Raw genomic sequence first — 13,994 nt, 5'->3', positions numbered from 1 at the left:
TACACCTCCTGATTGTCCTATCGGACGCCCTGCTCGGCGTCACTCCTTTTACTGCTTAAAGTATAGCCAGAGTAGGCCCCTCACCTTGTGGTGACGATCACAGACCTTTCAATAAATCACACAAATCGACGCAGTCCGCGCCAACGCGGCGCTACCCTCGATTTGAAATGTTTTGCCCGGGCAGAGTAAACTAATGCCCAAACCGCCCGATGAGAGTAAGACGTGACAGTCAAATTAATTGTAGGCTTGGCCAATCCCGGTGCCGAATACGCCGCGACCCGCCACAACGCCGGCGCCTGGTATGTTGAGTTACTGGCGGAGCGCTACCGGCAGACGCTAAAAGAAGAAAGCAAATTTTATGGCTATACCGGACGACTGACCCTCGGCGGCCAGGATGTTCGCCTGTTGGTGCCCACCACATTTATGAATCTTAGCGGGAAAGCGGTGGCGGCGATGGCCACGTTTTACCGCATCGCGCCGGAGGACATTCTGGTGGCCCACGATGAACTGGATCTGTTGCCCGGCAGCGCCCGGCTGAAGCTTGGCGGCGGCCATGGCGGCCATAACGGTCTGAAAGACATCATCAGCCGCCTGGGCAACAATCCCCAATTCCACCGGCTGCGTATCGGCATCGGCCATCCGGGGGACAAAAACCACGTCGTGGGCTTCGTGCTCGGCAAACCGCCTGCGGCAGAACTTCAGCTGATTGATGGCGCCATTGACGAAGCGGTACGCTGCACGGAGATCCTGGTGACTCAGGATGCCGTGAAGGCCATGAATCGCCTGCATGTCTATCGTCCCGGTTAAACAGCGGGCGTCGAGTAATGGCGGGATTCTGTGTATAATGAACATTTAGAGTGATCTCATGCCGGCAATGGCAGTTAACCGGCTGATAATAGAGCTATTTAAGGTGAAATAACCATGGGTTTCAAATGCGGTATCGTCGGGTTGCCCAACGTGGGCAAATCCACTTTGTTTAATGCGCTGACCAAGGCGGGCATCGAAGCAGACAACTTCCCGTTTTGTACCATCGAGCCGAATACCGGCGTGGTGCCGATGCCCGACGCGCGCATGGATCAATTGGCGGAAATCGCCAAACCGCAGCGTACCGTGCCGACGACCATGGAGTTTGTCGACATCGCCGGACTGGTGAAAGGCGCGTCTAAAGGGGAAGGTCTGGGAAACCAGTTTCTGACCAACATCCGTGAGACCGAGGCCATCGGCCATGTCGTGCGCTGCTTTGAAAACGACAATATTATTCATGTGGCGGGCAAAGTCTGTCCGGCCGAAGACATCGACGTTATCAACACCGAGCTGGCCTTGTCCGACCTGGAGGCGTGCGAGCGCGCCCTGCACCGGGTGCAGAAACGGGCCAAAGGTGGCGACAAGGATGCCAAACTGGAGCAATCGGCGCTGGAAAAGTGCCTGCCCCAACTGAGCGATGCCGGCATGCTGCGCACGCTTGACTTGTCAAGCGATGAGAAAAGCGCCATTCGCTATCTGAGATTCTTGACGCTAAAACCCACCATGTACATCGCCAACGTCAACGAAGACGGTTTCGATAATAATCCCTATTTGGATGAGGTGCGCGCCATTGCGGCGGCTGAAGGGTCGGTGGTGGTCGCGGTCTGTGCCGCGGTGGAATCCGATATTGCCGAGCTCGACGAAGAGGAGCGCGCGGAATTCATGGCGGAGCTGGGGCTTGAAGAGCCGGGTCTGAACCGCGTCATTCGCGCCGGCTACGAGCTTCTCAATCTGCAGACCTATTTTACCGCCGGAGTCAAAGAAGTGCGCGCCTGGACCATCCCGGTCGGCGCCACCGCGCCGCAGGCGGCCGGGAAAATCCACACCGACTTTGAAAAAGGCTTTATCCGCGCCCAGACCATCTCCTTTGCCGATTTTATTACCTATAAAGGGGAGCAAGGCGCGAAAGAGGCCGGCAAAATGCGTTCTGAAGGGAAAGAGTACGTGGTGAAAGACGGCGACGTGATGAATTTCCTGTTCAACGTCTGAAATCAACGTTATTGCCTCATGAGGCTGGATGCCGTCTCATGAACATTTCTCAAATCCACGCACTGGCGTGGATTTTTTTCCCGATTTTTTGTCCCCCTTGGCTAACGTTTTAGAAACACTTACTCACTCACCTAATACCTGCTCACTTACCTGTTCACCTACTCACTCACCCGTACACTTACTTGTTCACTTACTCACTTAACTACTTGTTTAATTTAAATCTTGTTCATTTATTCAACCTGATGCCGCACGTCCCGTCATTCCCCACGGCGAACTTACCTCCGTGGGCAATTTTTGCCGGTCTGCTGCTGATGCTTACCCTCTACGTTATCGGCGCAGAACCAGGCGCGACAGCATGAAATAAAGGCATAGATCTTCATTGGGTTAGTTGGTTCACAGCGCGTTCATTACAACGTGTCGGTTATTCCACTTACCCCCGAAAACTATTCCCCGCCTGCTCCGCCAACGAGGCTTTGTCTACCCTCTTTTACTCGCCATGTATTTTTTTGTCAGTCAGCTGACACGACAACAACATAATCCTGCCAGTGCACAACCACGGCTAGCGTTTTCATTTCTCACCTTTGACATTATCCAATCACTTTTCATGCCCGGCGTTCGCATGTCGGCGCTTTGTATAAGGGATAATAACGAAGCACGCTGCCGCCGGTATTCTCTCGGAGAGTGATATCCCAGCGCGCTGTGCGGATGGTTTTCATTGTAATGCGTGAACGCTGCTGCAAGGTTTCGCAGGGCTGTTCTCGCATCCGGTTTTGGCATGAACTCGATATAGTCTTCCTTCATCGTCTTCACGAACCGTTCGGCCATTCTCTGCGGGCTGCTCACCGCTGTTGTGCAGGGCTCCAGATCCAGTTCTCTGGCGAACCTCTGCGTTTCATGCGCGGTATACGCTGAACCGTTGTCCGTCAACCACTGCACCGCTGTATCGGGTAACCTGTCGCCGAAGCGCTTTTCTACCGACATCAGCATCACATCCTGCACGGTCGAACTGTCGTAGCCTACAGTGCTCGCAGACCAGTCTATGGCCTCTCTGTCGCAGCAGTCCAGTGCGAACGTGACCCGCAGTTTTTCACCGTTGTCGCAGCCGAACTCGAAGCCATCTGAACACCAGCGCATATCGCTTTCTGCCACCGCGATCCTGCCCTTATGCTCACGCCTCGGCCGCTCTGGTTTTCAATGTAATAACATCAGGTTATGCTCACACATGATCCTGTAAAGTCGTTTCGCATTTACCGGCGGCAGTCCCTCTGCGCGACGTTGTTTACGCAGGATGCCCCACACCCGCCGATAGCCGTAGCTGGGCATATCGCTGATGATGTCGAGGATGTCCGACAGTATTTCAGCGTCTGCTTCGTCATTACGCCGGTTACAGCGCCTGTCCTGCCAGTCGGCAGAACGCTTAATCCGCAGTGACAGCGGCGCACGCGACACGCTCATGGCGCGGCTGACCTGTGCTATTCCCCGGCCTTTGGCAACAAGGGCGCGTGCGCTATCCATTTTCGTGACTGGCCGTACTCCACGGCTTCTTTTAGGATCTCAACCTCCATCGTCTTCTTACCCAGAAGGCGCTGGAGCTCCCGGACCTGCTTCAATGCAGCTGCAAGCTCAGAGGCAGGAACAACGTCCTCCCCGGCAGTGAGGCTGCCTTCCTGATATTGCTTTTTCCACTTAAACAGCAGGCTTGGCTGGATACCGTGCAGTCGTGCGAGATGGGAGACATTCATGCCGGGCTCCATCCTCTGCTGAATAATGGCCATTTTTTCCTGAGGAGTTTTACGTTTACGGACTTCTTGACCTAACAGGATCCCGGTCATATCAAAATTGGCGTTAGTGTTAGACATATATTCAAGCCTATCTCTTATCTGGAGATACAGCTACTGTCTGGTGTTTCAGGGGGATAAATCACTTCTTCGCGCGTTTGTCCAAAAAGCGGATATATCGGAACTGCTGGAAGCGATGAACAGTTGCACGCTCTATATTGTCCCTCAGGTATTCTCCTCGCTTGCCGCCTCGCGTGATCGCGTTGCGGGCTATTTTCTTGATACCACTCACCATCAATCTCATAGAATCGCGAGTAATGGCTGCCGATATATTCAAAATTACTCGCCTGATACACAGCGCTCATCTGCAAAGGATTGCACCCATTGTACCTGAGGATAAAGTAACCTGATAGTTTTTAGCGCATAGCTGATCGCTCGTGACTCTGAATTTTTAGGCATGTCATCATGCAGCCATAAGCGGTTAAGCTCCATATACTCACGATTCCTCGTGCCAAAGACCACTTTTTCGCCACTGTTAGGATTCAGGGCGTACCCCCACTGCATCAAGAAAACATATGTTACCTGTTAGGTATGGAGAGGATGATTAAAACACTGTAATTGATCTGTTTTAACGATCGATAAGGCTTTATTGATCGCTAATGCCACTTATGCTTCATGTTAGCCGACGCAAGGTCGGTAGCGCGATTTGCCCGTTCATACCCCCCTTAAAACCTGCTCAAAATTCAATCAAACCCTCGATTTTTGCTGTAAATCGGCATTTTGGCTATTATTTAAGCGACAAATGCTGCTTGTTTTGCCATGCATTCGCCTTACCAAGGCATGATTAGCCCTTACTCTGGCGGGAAACTGGCAAAAACCTTAATTTTGAAAAACCTTGGTTTGTTGGAAACAGTAAATCTGGCTAAAAATGCAACACCCAATCAGCGTAAAATTAACGGTAAAACACTGACTCAGGATGTGCAGCTAACCGCCACTGACGTTCATGCTGTGACACCTGAAGTATTACGCGCTGAAATCCCCGTAGGCGTTCCCCTGCCTTGGCCAACGGAAAGTGCGCCAACGGGTTGGTTTATCTGCAACGGTGAGCCATTCGACAAGAAAAAATAACCGCTCTTAGCACTCGCCTATCCATCAGGAAAACTCCCTGATTTACGCGGCGAATTTATCCGGGGATGGGATGCTGGACGAAAAGTGGATAACGGACGTAAGATATTAAGTACGCAAGCGGATGCCATGCAGAAAATATGGGCACAGTGGACGATGGACGACCAGGCAATTTTATCGAATTTTCCTCCAAAGGCGCATTATATTGTGATGGTGGCGGTTCAGTGAACTATGATGCAACCTCAAGGAGTGACCGGTGGACTGCATCCAAATGGCATTTCGATTCATCTCGCGTGACAAGAACGGCTGAAGAAACCAGCCCGCGAAATGTCGCGTTTAACTACATTGTCAGGGCAGCCTGATATTCAACTTTGCTTTCTGTGGCTATTCCGGCCACGCAATATCCGGCGCTTTGCTGATATCAGCACGGTTTAGCAGCACTCGGTATTTTTTCCATGCTATCAGTGATGCTTTTTCGGCTTATGAAGCCATCTCCAGCTCTACCGCATCCTGCCACGGCGCTATAATTTTTGCTGCCTGCTCAAGTAGATAGTCTCGTTTATGGATGGCTTGCTTTCTCTGCTCATCTGCCGTATAGATGCGTAGAACAACCTCACCATCGATAAAACACCATTTCCGGTTAAGGGCTGCCTCTTTAGGCCATTCGGATACTTCGGCTATGCTGCATCCATCGGGACAGAAACCGCTGATATCATAGCCCATCGAGCGTATAACTCCGTCGGCTTCATACTCGACTTTCATCGTATCGGGCTGAAAGCTTTTCTGGCACGCATACCAGTCCTGACCATCTTCCGAGATAAGAAAAATCGCCCCAACAGCATGTTCTAACCATTTTTTATCAACAGCATCAGAGTGATAGCGCTTAAAGTTTTTAATATTTTTCATCACATAAACCACACATTTATCCAATTACCGTTAACGTTTTTTGTAAGATACGGCGCTGAACATAATCCACATAGGCATCAACATTCCCGTTGTATACGCCAGTGATCACATAGGAGGCTTCATCGCGAATGCCTGGTCCTTTCCATACCTGAACCTCCTGCATGTGGCCCAATCGAATATCACGTACAAAAGTATTATTTAGCCATCCGCTAAGATGGCCGCCCCATAATGACCCGTGGATATTGCCATCTTCTTGATAGGTAGCGCCTGCGGCATGGAGTGCTTGGGGAGAGTAAAAATGCCCGTTTTTATTGAATACCCAATCACCACCACCGTCTAACGAGAGTTGCCGCAACGTGAATCCCTTCACATGTACTGCCGCAACAATGTACTCCCTGCGCCAGTCGCGGTTTATTTCTTCATTTCTAAGCATCATTCGATTACCCTGAACAGTTAGCGTACCGATAACACGCTGGTGTTATCTGTAGATACGACAATAATCCTAACTTAAATCAAAGTAAATCAAATTAGCATCTTTCTTTTCAGTTAAAGCCCTTTGGTTAACCAAGTTAAGTTAATCTTATTTTTTCAATTAGTTATAGGAAAAGAAAATGACAAGCACCAAAAGCAAGCCTCTTTCCTTGCAATTTGATGGAAAAGAAAGTTTTAAAGATCGCCTACGAATGCTTATAGGTAACAGAAGTGTCCGTGCGGCAGCAAAAGACTGGGGGATTCCAACATCAACTTTGAATAACCACTTAAGCAAGAATACGCAACCATTGCTAAGTATGGTTCAGATTATTGCTCATAAAGAGAGTGTCGGTATTGACTGGCTGGTAAATGGTCAGCAGGCACAGCAGGATGTATCATTACCTGATGATCAAGACCTGCAAGACCTTAATGCTATTTTAAGATCGCTGGAGCCTGTAGAGCGAAAAAAGCTAGCTAGATTGCTAGGGCGTAAAGGCGCTGAAGTACTGGCATTGCTGCTGGAACAAGGAGGCTTGGATTTACTTAAGCTTTCAGGAGAACAACGGACGGCTGCTTTAAGTTTGCAGGAACTACCGGCTGATCGAGTCAGAGAGATTTTACATGCTATCAAGCAATGTAGTACCCTTACGAAGGAAGTAAATTATAAGTATTAGGCCAGTGCTTGATGCACTGGCTAAACCCAAAAGAGTTGGGTTTTTTAAGTATTAAAGCGGTTTTAAGGCCGTAGTGGTGAGTATCAAATGTTTGCCTATAGGCTCTTTTTTGTTCATCGGTATCAAATACATAAATCATCCCTAAGCCTAAGAAATCTCACGAATTCCCGCCAGATCCCGCCAATTCCCGTAAGTATCAAATAAATTACTTATCTATACTACGGGCCGTTTTTTCTTTATTCAGGGAGAATACATTAGCGCTGGTAATAGTCGCGATACCAATTCACGAAACGTTTCACCCCTTCCGACACCGGCGTCTGCGGTTTAAAGCCAATGGCACGATACAGCGCCTGAGTATCCGCGCTGGTTTCCAGCACATCACCGGGCTGCATTGGCAGCAGGTTTTTTTCTGCCTGAATGCCGAGCGCGTTTTCCAGTGCCTCGATATAGTCCATCAGCTTCACCGTCTGACTGTTACCGATATTATAAACGCGGTAAGGCGCGGAACTCGCCGCCGGTGAACCGGTTTCTACCGTCCAGCCGGCATCCGGCGCTGGAATAACGGCCTGCAGGCGCACGATCGCTTCCACGATATCGTCGATATAGGTGAAATCTCGTAACATCTCACCGCCGTTATAGACATCGATACGCTCACCGTTGAGCATCGCCCGGGTGAACTTGAACAATGCCATATCCGGGCGACCCCACGGGCCGTAAACGGTAAAAAAGCGCAGGCCGGTGGTAGGCAATTGGTAAAGGTGAGCATAGCTATGCGCCATCAACTCGTTGGCTTTTTTGGTGGCCGCGTACAGCGACACCGGATGATCGACGGTATCATCCGTTGAGAAAGGCAACTTGCGGTTGAGGCCATAGACCGAACTTGAGGAAGCATACAGCAGGTGCTGCACCTGATTGTGCTGGCAGCCATCAAGAATATTGAGATGACCTATCAGATTAGCGTCGCCATACGCCAACGGGTTTTCCAGCGAGTAACGTACCCCGGCCTGTGCGCCAAGGTGAATCACCCGCTCGAACCGTTGGTTGGCAAACAGGCTGGCAATGCCTTGTCGGTCCGCCAAATCAAGCTTGTGAAAGCGAAAAGCGTCGTAGACCTGTAAATCGTCAAGACGGGCTTGTTTCAGCGACACATCGTAATAATCGCTCAGGTTGTCGATGCCGACCACCTGATGACCGTCAGCGAGCAGACGCCCGCTGACATGATAGCCGATAAAACCGGCGGCGCCGGTGACCAGAAATTTCATCGTGGTCTCTTATTTATGAGAAGCAAGCGACGCGCCGCGGCCGACACCATAATAGACAAAACCACGATTATAGAGGCGCTCCGGATCGTATAAATTACGGCCATCAAAGATAACGGGCTGTTTCAGCGCCGATTTAATGACATCAAAATTCGGTGCGCGGAAATTCTGCCATTCGGTGCAGATAACCAGGGCATCGGCGCCACGCAAGGCGGCTTCTTTGGTGCCCATCAGTTGCAGATCGTCACGGTGGCCATAGATGCGCTGGGTTTCATTCATCGCTTCAGGATCGAAAGCCTGAATGGTGGCCCCCGACTCCCATAGCGTTTCCATCAACACCCGGCTTGATGCTTCGCGCATATCGTCGGTGTTGGGCTTGAACGACAGGCCCCACAGTGCAAAGGTTTTACCGCGCAGGTCATCGCCGAAATGGCGGCGGATGAAAATGGGCAATTTGTCTTTTTGTTTGTAGTTGACATCTTCCACCGCCTGCAGCAGCTTGGGCTGGTAACCGATCTGCTCGGCGGTACGGATGAGCGCCTGTACGTCTTTCGGGAAGCAGGAGCCGCCATACCCACAGCCGGGATAAATAAAGCTGTAGCCAATGCGCGAGTCGGAACCGATACCCTGGCGCACCTTCTCCACATCCGCCCCCAGCAGCTCCGCCAGGTTGGACATTTCATTCATGAAGCTTATCTTCGTCGCCAACATACAGTTGGCGGCATATTTCGTCAGCTCGGCGCTGCGGATATCCATGAGTATCATTCGGTCGTGATTGCGGTTGAATGGCTCATACAGTTCATGAAGCAAGTCCACCACATCTTCGTTGTCGGTGCCGACCACAATGCGCTCAGGGCGCATGCAGTCTGCCACCGCCGCTCCTTCCTTTAAAAACTCAGGATTGGACACCACATAGAAGGTCAGCGTGCTGTTACGGCTTTGCAGCGTTTCTTGCATCACGGCGCGGACTTTATCCGCAGTACCGACCGGCACGGTGGACTTATCCAGGACCACTTTGTGATCCTGCATATGTTGGGCAATGGTGCGCGCCACGGCGGTGACATATTTCAAGTCTGCCGAACCGTCTTCGTCCGGCGGCGTGCCCACCGCAATAAACTGCATAACACCATGATTGACGCCGGCCTGCGCGTCCGTGGTAAATTTCAGCCGGCCGGATTCATAATTCTGCTGCACCAGCGGCGTCAGCCCCGGTTCATAAATGGGAATCACGCCTTTTTTCAGATTCTCGACTTTGCGCTCATCTACGTCGACGCACAATACGTCGTGCCCCACTTCGGCCAAAACCGCAGCCTGCACCAAGCCGACATAGCCGATGCCAAAAACCGTTACTTTCATGTTAGAAGATCCTGGTCTGTGTCAATAATTAGCGAAAAAGCTTCAGCGCTTTATTCTGTAATGGCGTCTTTCAACCACGTTTTGAACTCTTTGCCAAGACTTTCATGACGCAGGCCATATTCAACGAACGCCTGCATGTAGCCCAGTTTGTTACCGCAGTCGTGGCTCAACCCTTTCAGGTGATAAGCCTCGACGGTTTCTTTGTCCATCAGCATCGCAATGGCATCGGTCAACTGGATTTCATTACCGGCCCCCGGCGGGGTTTTTTCCAGCAGCGCCCAGATATCGGCGGAAAGGACATAACGGCCAACGACGGACAAATTCGACGGCGCCTCTTCAGCCGACGGTTTTTCGACCACGCCAACCATTGCTACGCTTTCACCCGGGCTGAGGGTCGCGCCCTGACAATCGACCACGCCGTAGCTGGTGACATCTTCCACCGGCTCGACCAGAATTTGGCTACGGCCGGTCTCTTCAAAGCGTTTTAGCATCGCCGCCAGATTTTCGGTCTTTAGGTTGGATTCATATTCATCAATAATCACGTCGGGCAAAATCACCGCAACCGGCTCGTCACCCACCAGCGGATGTGCGCACAATACCGCATGACCTAGCCCTTTGGCCAGCCCCTGCCTGACCTGCATAATGGTGACATGCGGCGGACAAATCGCCTGGATTTCAGCCAACAGCTGCCGCTTTACGCGTTTTTCCAACATCGCTTCCAGCTCAAAGCTGGTATCGAAATGGTTTTCAATGGAGTTCTTGGAGGAGTGGGTTACCAAAATGATTTCATTGATGCCCGCGGCGATGCATTCGTTCACCACATACTGAATCAGCGGCTTATCCACCAGGGGAAGCATTTCATTCGGGATAGCTTTGGTTGCCGGCAACATTCGTGTGCCCAGTCCCGCCACCGGGATTACTGCTTTTTTCACTTTGGTCGTAATAGCAGACATGAACCACCTCTCGTTCGTTAAGATAATATTTTATCTCTATAATATGTTTAACTTTTCGATTATATCAGTTTCGGCATGGGAAACCCGTGGAATAATGGGCGTTCAGTCTAAAATAGGACAATTACCCAATAGTGAGTGTTAAAAGGTATTAACTTGATTATTCTCTAAACGAAAGTCGACGCGCGTTTGCCCGTCAATCGGTGTTGAGCATCAGTCGCAGACGGCCGCCAGCGTCCCAGACCTGGCACTGCCAGGCGGTACAGTGTTGGCTGACCTGATTAAGGTAGGCATTCCCCATCGAGCCTAACGGCACACCGCTATTAAGCTGGATCTGCTGATTATTGGTATTCAACGTCGCGTTGAGGCCGGCTGAAACCAAAATTAAATTATTCATTACGCGATGATAATAGCCTACTAATAAAGGAAATTGTCCTTCCAGATTGGCTTTACGCAAAAGTTGATTCACCTGTTTTAACAAGGTGGATAATTCCGGCAACCGGTGGGCGCGATTGGCCAGATGCGCCTGCAATAAACCGTTGAACAACGCCCGCAGTAGCAGCGCCGCCAAGACGCCTTTTTCTTCCGCGCGCGTGACATCAAGACAGTAAAAGGCCAAATCATGATCGGAAAGCGCGGCGATATCCAGAACCAGACCCGGTTGTTCCGCCATGGTCAGCTGGCGATAGTTGACCCGGCAATGCGCGATATGCTGCTGCACGGGCGGTTGTAGCTTCTTGAGCAGTTTGGCCGCGGCGCCGGGATGCTGACTCAGCGCGTCCCAATCCTGAAACAGTTGCTCTTCTTCATCAACCTTGGAGGTGAACATATCGGGGTAAAGGCATCCGAGAACCGTTTCACGCAGGCGGGCGAAATCCTCCACCGGTTTAAGCAGGACATCTTGCACCCCGAGTCTGAGAACCCGGGTGATATCGGTCATTTGATCGGTGCCGGAAACAATCAGGATCGGCGTGGCGGTATCGGTCGCGCGAAAACGCTCAACAAAGGTCAGACCGTTCATTTCCGGCATTTCCAGATCGCAGATGATCAGATCGGGTCGGATGGACACCAGCCTATCCAACGCATGCTGTCCTTGATCTGCTTCGACGACATCAGCCCCTAGTGTCAGAAGGAATTGCTTCAGCACGGATCGAAAAACCGCCTCGTCCTCAATGATTAGAACTAATTTGTTTGCTAACGGTTTGGCCATTGAAACCCCTTCCTCCGCTTATTTCCGACAGTGGCTGAAACACACCACTTTTGCTTATAAGTAATGATAGGGGCTGTTTGTTCTGCTGCTGGTTTTTCATTCGCTCACATAGTCAAAAACTTGGGCGCCCGGCTAACCAGACGGCCCCATTGCTACCCCATTTAACGGCCATGATACTGATGCCAGCGACGTTAAAATCCCGATGCACCTCTTACGAGAGTAGTCGCCCTTAGGGAAATTTGCATCTTTGCAGTGCAAAATGATGGAGCTTTCGCGCTGACTTGACAAGGGTTAACCACCGATTAAAGGGGAAAACCCGCCCTAACGACGCCTGCCGGGCATTAATTCCTCTGTTTTTTGGCAAAAGCGTCGCGCCCGCGGTAGATAAGGGTAAAATACCTTTTTGTCTGCGTGTTTAGCCGTGTCAGGTTTGGACACCACTTGTTACCTGGAAGTCCCGTGCGCTCACTTTGCCCCTGCGACAGCGGTAAGCTTTATGCCGACTGCTGCGCCTCTTTTTATTGCTAAAGGCGCGCTACCCGAGACGCCAGAACAGCTGATGCGTTCACGCTACAGCGCCTATGTCTTACAAAATGTTAATTATCTGATAGCCACCTGGCACCCGCAAGCCGGCGCCGAGGCGTGGCGCGATGAAATCACGGCCGGCTTTGGCACAACCCGCTGGCGGGGCCTAGAAGTGCAGGAATGCGCCACCGGCCAGGATAGCGATACCGGCTATGTGACCTTTTTGGCGCGCTTCTATGACGAGCGTCAGCGGCGCAACGGCTTTATTCATGAACGTTCCCGCTTTGTCCGCCTCAATGAACGCTGGTATTATGTTGACGGCCGGCATATCGTACCCGGCAGAAACGCGCCGTGCCCGTGCGGGTCCGGCCTTAAATACAAAAAGTGTTGTGGACAATAATCCGGCCCATGTTTCTCGCGGGCCGTTTCATGGCAAAACCTCATAGACAGGACAGGATCCGCAAGTCAATGCAGTCGCAAAATGTACAAAGAAAAGTATTACGCACCCTGTGCCCGGATGCGAAAGGCCTGATTGCGCAAATCACCAGCATTTGTTTCAAGCATCAGCTTAATATCGTGCAGAACAACGAATATGTTGACCACCATACCGGCCGCTTTTTTATGCGCACCGAATTGGAGGGGCTCTTCAATGACGAGGCGCTGCTGGCCGATTTGGACGAGGTCCTGCCGGCGGGGACGGTGCGGGAACTCAATCGTGCCGGCCGTCGTCGCATTGTGGTGCTGGTGACGAAAGAGGCCCATTGTTTGGGGGATTTGCTGATGAAAAGCGCCTACGGTGGTCTCGATGTGGATATTGCCGCGGTAATAGGCAACCACGAGACGCTGCGGGCGCTGGCGGAACGCTTTGATATTCCCTTTCATCTGGTCAGCCACGATGGCTTCAGCCGTGAAGAGCATGATGCGCGCATGATGGCGTTGATTGACACTTTCGCCCCCGACTATGTGGTGCTGGCGAAATACATGCGCGTGCTAACACCGGCGTTTGTCCGTCACTATCCCAATCAAATCATCAATATTCATCATTCATTCCTACCGGCGTTCATCGGTGCGCGCACCTACCATCAGGCCTATGAGCGCGGGGTGAAAATCATCGGCGCCACCGCCCATTACGTTAACGACAATCTGGATGAAGGTCCCATCATTATCCAGGACGTGATTCACGTCGATCATACTTACACTGCGGAAGATATGATGCGTGCGGGCCGGGATGTCGAGAAAAATGTGCTGAGCCGGGCGCTGTACCGCGTGCTTGCGCATCGGGTTTTTGTCTACGGCAATCGGACCGTGATTTTTTAAGGCCGCGCCCGGGCCGCCTGCTGCGAGCCCGCCGTCGCTGGGGTGATTTTGTGCACGAGTGGAGAAAAAAGCGGCAAAAGAATCGGGCCGCGCGCGTTAGCGCTTTATTTAATATGATGCGCCCCGCTTGACGCGTTATTGCATGTTTTCGCTCAGGTGGGGTTCCCGAGCGGCCAAAGGGAGCAGACTGTAAATCTGCCGTCACAGACTTCGAAGGTTCGAATCCTTCCCCCACCACCATCTGAATAAACCCCCTGTTCATACGACGCACCTCGGCTTCCCTGTTCTTCGCGGGGACCGTGAGAACCTTCGACCCAGTTTCGCGTCGATCAGCGCGAGACAACGATGCGCAGCATCGGCCCGAAGGGTGAGGCGCAACGCGCCGAATCATCCTTCCCGCACCAGCCTCC

10 protein-coding genes, 1 tRNA gene, 1 other RNA gene and 4 pseudogenes are annotated in these 13,994 nt (G+C 51.7%); 8 read left to right on the top strand and 8 right to left on the bottom strand.

Annotation, left to right across the window (positions count from 1 at the left end):
- Positions 1–222: 222 nt before the first annotated feature.
- Positions 223–807: an aminoacyl-tRNA hydrolase gene (gene pth, locus JZM24_RS14840; RefSeq protein WP_215670611.1), complete on the top strand. Its 585-nt coding sequence runs from the start codon at positions 223–225 to the stop codon at positions 805–807.
- Between the two features lie 114 nt (positions 808–921).
- Entirely contained in the window at positions 922–2,013 is a 1,092-nt protein-coding gene (ychF, locus tag JZM24_RS14835; protein WP_215670609.1) for a redox-regulated ATPase YchF, read from the top strand.
- A 648-nt stretch (positions 2,014–2,661) separates the two neighbouring features.
- Here the strand turns inward: ychF and JZM24_RS14830 are convergent.
- Positions 2,662–3,845, bottom strand: a pseudogene (locus JZM24_RS14830) (IS3 family transposase); the annotation flags it as partial.
- An 88-nt stretch (positions 3,846–3,933) separates the two neighbouring features.
- Positions 3,934–4,364, bottom strand: a pseudogene (locus JZM24_RS14825) (Mom family adenine methylcarbamoylation protein); the annotation flags it as partial.
- Between the two features lie 267 nt (positions 4,365–4,631).
- Between JZM24_RS14825 and JZM24_RS19805 the strand changes: the two are divergent.
- A complete protein-coding gene (locus JZM24_RS19805; protein WP_246580067.1) occupies positions 4,632–4,919 on the top strand; it encodes a tail fiber protein in 288 nt (95 codons plus the stop codon).
- 381 nt (positions 4,920–5,300) lie between these two features.
- Here JZM24_RS19805 and JZM24_RS14815 read toward each other — a convergent pair.
- A pseudogene (locus tag JZM24_RS14815) lies at positions 5,301–5,822 on the bottom strand (tail fiber assembly protein).
- A gap of 16 nt (positions 5,823–5,838) precedes the next feature.
- Positions 5,839–6,258 (bottom strand): hypothetical protein, encoded by a 420-nt coding sequence (locus JZM24_RS14810; RefSeq protein WP_215670384.1) that lies wholly within the window; start codon positions 6,256–6,258, stop codon positions 5,839–5,841.
- Between the two features lie 175 nt (positions 6,259–6,433).
- Here JZM24_RS14810 and JZM24_RS14805 point away from each other — a divergent pair, with 175 nt between their 5' ends.
- The gene (locus JZM24_RS14805; RefSeq protein WP_215670607.1) at positions 6,434–6,967 is read left to right on the top strand and encodes an XRE family transcriptional regulator; all 534 of its coding nucleotides are present in this window, start codon (positions 6,434–6,436) and stop codon (positions 6,965–6,967) included.
- A gap of 254 nt (positions 6,968–7,221) precedes the next feature.
- On the opposite strand, the gene JZM24_RS14800 is transcribed toward JZM24_RS14805, so the two are convergent.
- From JZM24_RS14800 to rssB, 4 genes are all read right to left on the bottom strand, one after another.
- The gene (locus JZM24_RS14800) at positions 7,222–8,229 is read right to left on the bottom strand and encodes an NAD-dependent epimerase (protein ID WP_215670605.1); all 1,008 of its coding nucleotides are present in this window, start codon (positions 8,227–8,229) and stop codon (positions 7,222–7,224) included.
- A 9-nt stretch (positions 8,230–8,238) separates the two neighbouring features.
- Positions 8,239–9,582, bottom strand: coding sequence for a UDP-glucose dehydrogenase family protein (locus JZM24_RS14795; protein ID WP_215670604.1), 1,344 nt, complete (start codon positions 9,580–9,582; stop codon positions 8,239–8,241).
- Between the two features lie 50 nt (positions 9,583–9,632).
- Complete coding sequence (galU, locus tag JZM24_RS14790) at positions 9,633–10,535, bottom strand: UTP--glucose-1-phosphate uridylyltransferase GalU (RefSeq protein ID WP_215670602.1); 903 nt, start codon at positions 10,533–10,535, stop codon at positions 9,633–9,635.
- Positions 10,536–10,728: 193 nt separating this feature from the next.
- Positions 10,729–11,742, bottom strand: coding sequence for a two-component system response regulator RssB (gene rssB / locus JZM24_RS14785; protein WP_215670599.1), 1,014 nt, complete (start codon positions 11,740–11,742; stop codon positions 10,729–10,731).
- A gap of 459 nt (positions 11,743–12,201) precedes the next feature.
- Between rssB and JZM24_RS14780 the strand changes: the two are divergent.
- The 4 genes and pseudogenes from JZM24_RS14780 (at position 12,202) to JZM24_RS14765 (ending at position 13,991) form a co-directional block, all read left to right on the top strand.
- Positions 12,202–12,667: pseudogene (locus JZM24_RS14780) on the top strand (YchJ family protein).
- Between the two features lie 68 nt (positions 12,668–12,735).
- Positions 12,736–13,584, top strand: coding sequence for a formyltetrahydrofolate deformylase (gene purU, locus JZM24_RS14775; protein ID WP_215670597.1), 849 nt, complete (start codon positions 12,736–12,738; stop codon positions 13,582–13,584).
- A gap of 155 nt (positions 13,585–13,739) precedes the next feature.
- Positions 13,740–13,824 (top strand) — tRNA-Tyr (locus JZM24_RS14770).
- Positions 13,825–13,863: 39 nt separating this feature from the next.
- Positions 13,864–13,991, top strand: a non-coding RNA gene (locus JZM24_RS14765) — RtT sRNA.
- Positions 13,992–13,994 lie beyond the last annotated feature (3 nt).

The organism is Candidatus Sodalis endolongispinus, from assembly GCF_018777395.1.
Lineage (GTDB): Bacteria > Pseudomonadota > Gammaproteobacteria > Enterobacterales > Enterobacteriaceae > Sodalis_B > Sodalis_B endolongispinus.
This window is presented reverse-complemented; position numbering and strand designations above follow the sequence as displayed.

What these genes read in the sequence shown, in the direction of transcription:
- ychF (WP_215670609.1), top strand. Translation starts at nt 922, where the DNA reads ATGGGTTTCAAATGCGGTATCGTCGGGTTGCCCAACGTGGGCAAATCC.
- JZM24_RS19805 (WP_246580067.1), top strand. Translation starts at nt 4,632, where the DNA reads ATGATTAGCCCTTACTCTGGCGGGAAACTGGCAAAAACCTTAATTTTG.
- JZM24_RS14810 (WP_215670384.1), bottom strand. Translation starts at nt 6,258, where the DNA reads ATGATGCTTAGAAATGAAGAAATAAACCGCGACTGGCGCAGGGAGTAC.
- JZM24_RS14805 (WP_215670607.1), top strand. Translation starts at nt 6,434, where the DNA reads ATGACAAGCACCAAAAGCAAGCCTCTTTCCTTGCAATTTGATGGAAAA.
- JZM24_RS14800 (WP_215670605.1), bottom strand. Translation starts at nt 8,229, where the DNA reads ATGAAATTTCTGGTCACCGGCGCCGCCGGTTTTATCGGCTATCATGTC.
- JZM24_RS14795 (WP_215670604.1), bottom strand. Translation starts at nt 9,582, where the DNA reads ATGAAAGTAACGGTTTTTGGCATCGGCTATGTCGGCTTGGTGCAGGCT.
- galU (WP_215670602.1), bottom strand. Translation starts at nt 10,535, where the DNA reads ATGTCTGCTATTACGACCAAAGTGAAAAAAGCAGTAATCCCGGTGGCG.
- rssB (WP_215670599.1), bottom strand. Translation starts at nt 11,742, where the DNA reads ATGGCCAAACCGTTAGCAAACAAATTAGTTCTAATCATTGAGGACGAG.
- purU (WP_215670597.1), top strand. Translation starts at nt 12,736, where the DNA reads ATGCAGTCGCAAAATGTACAAAGAAAAGTATTACGCACCCTGTGCCCG.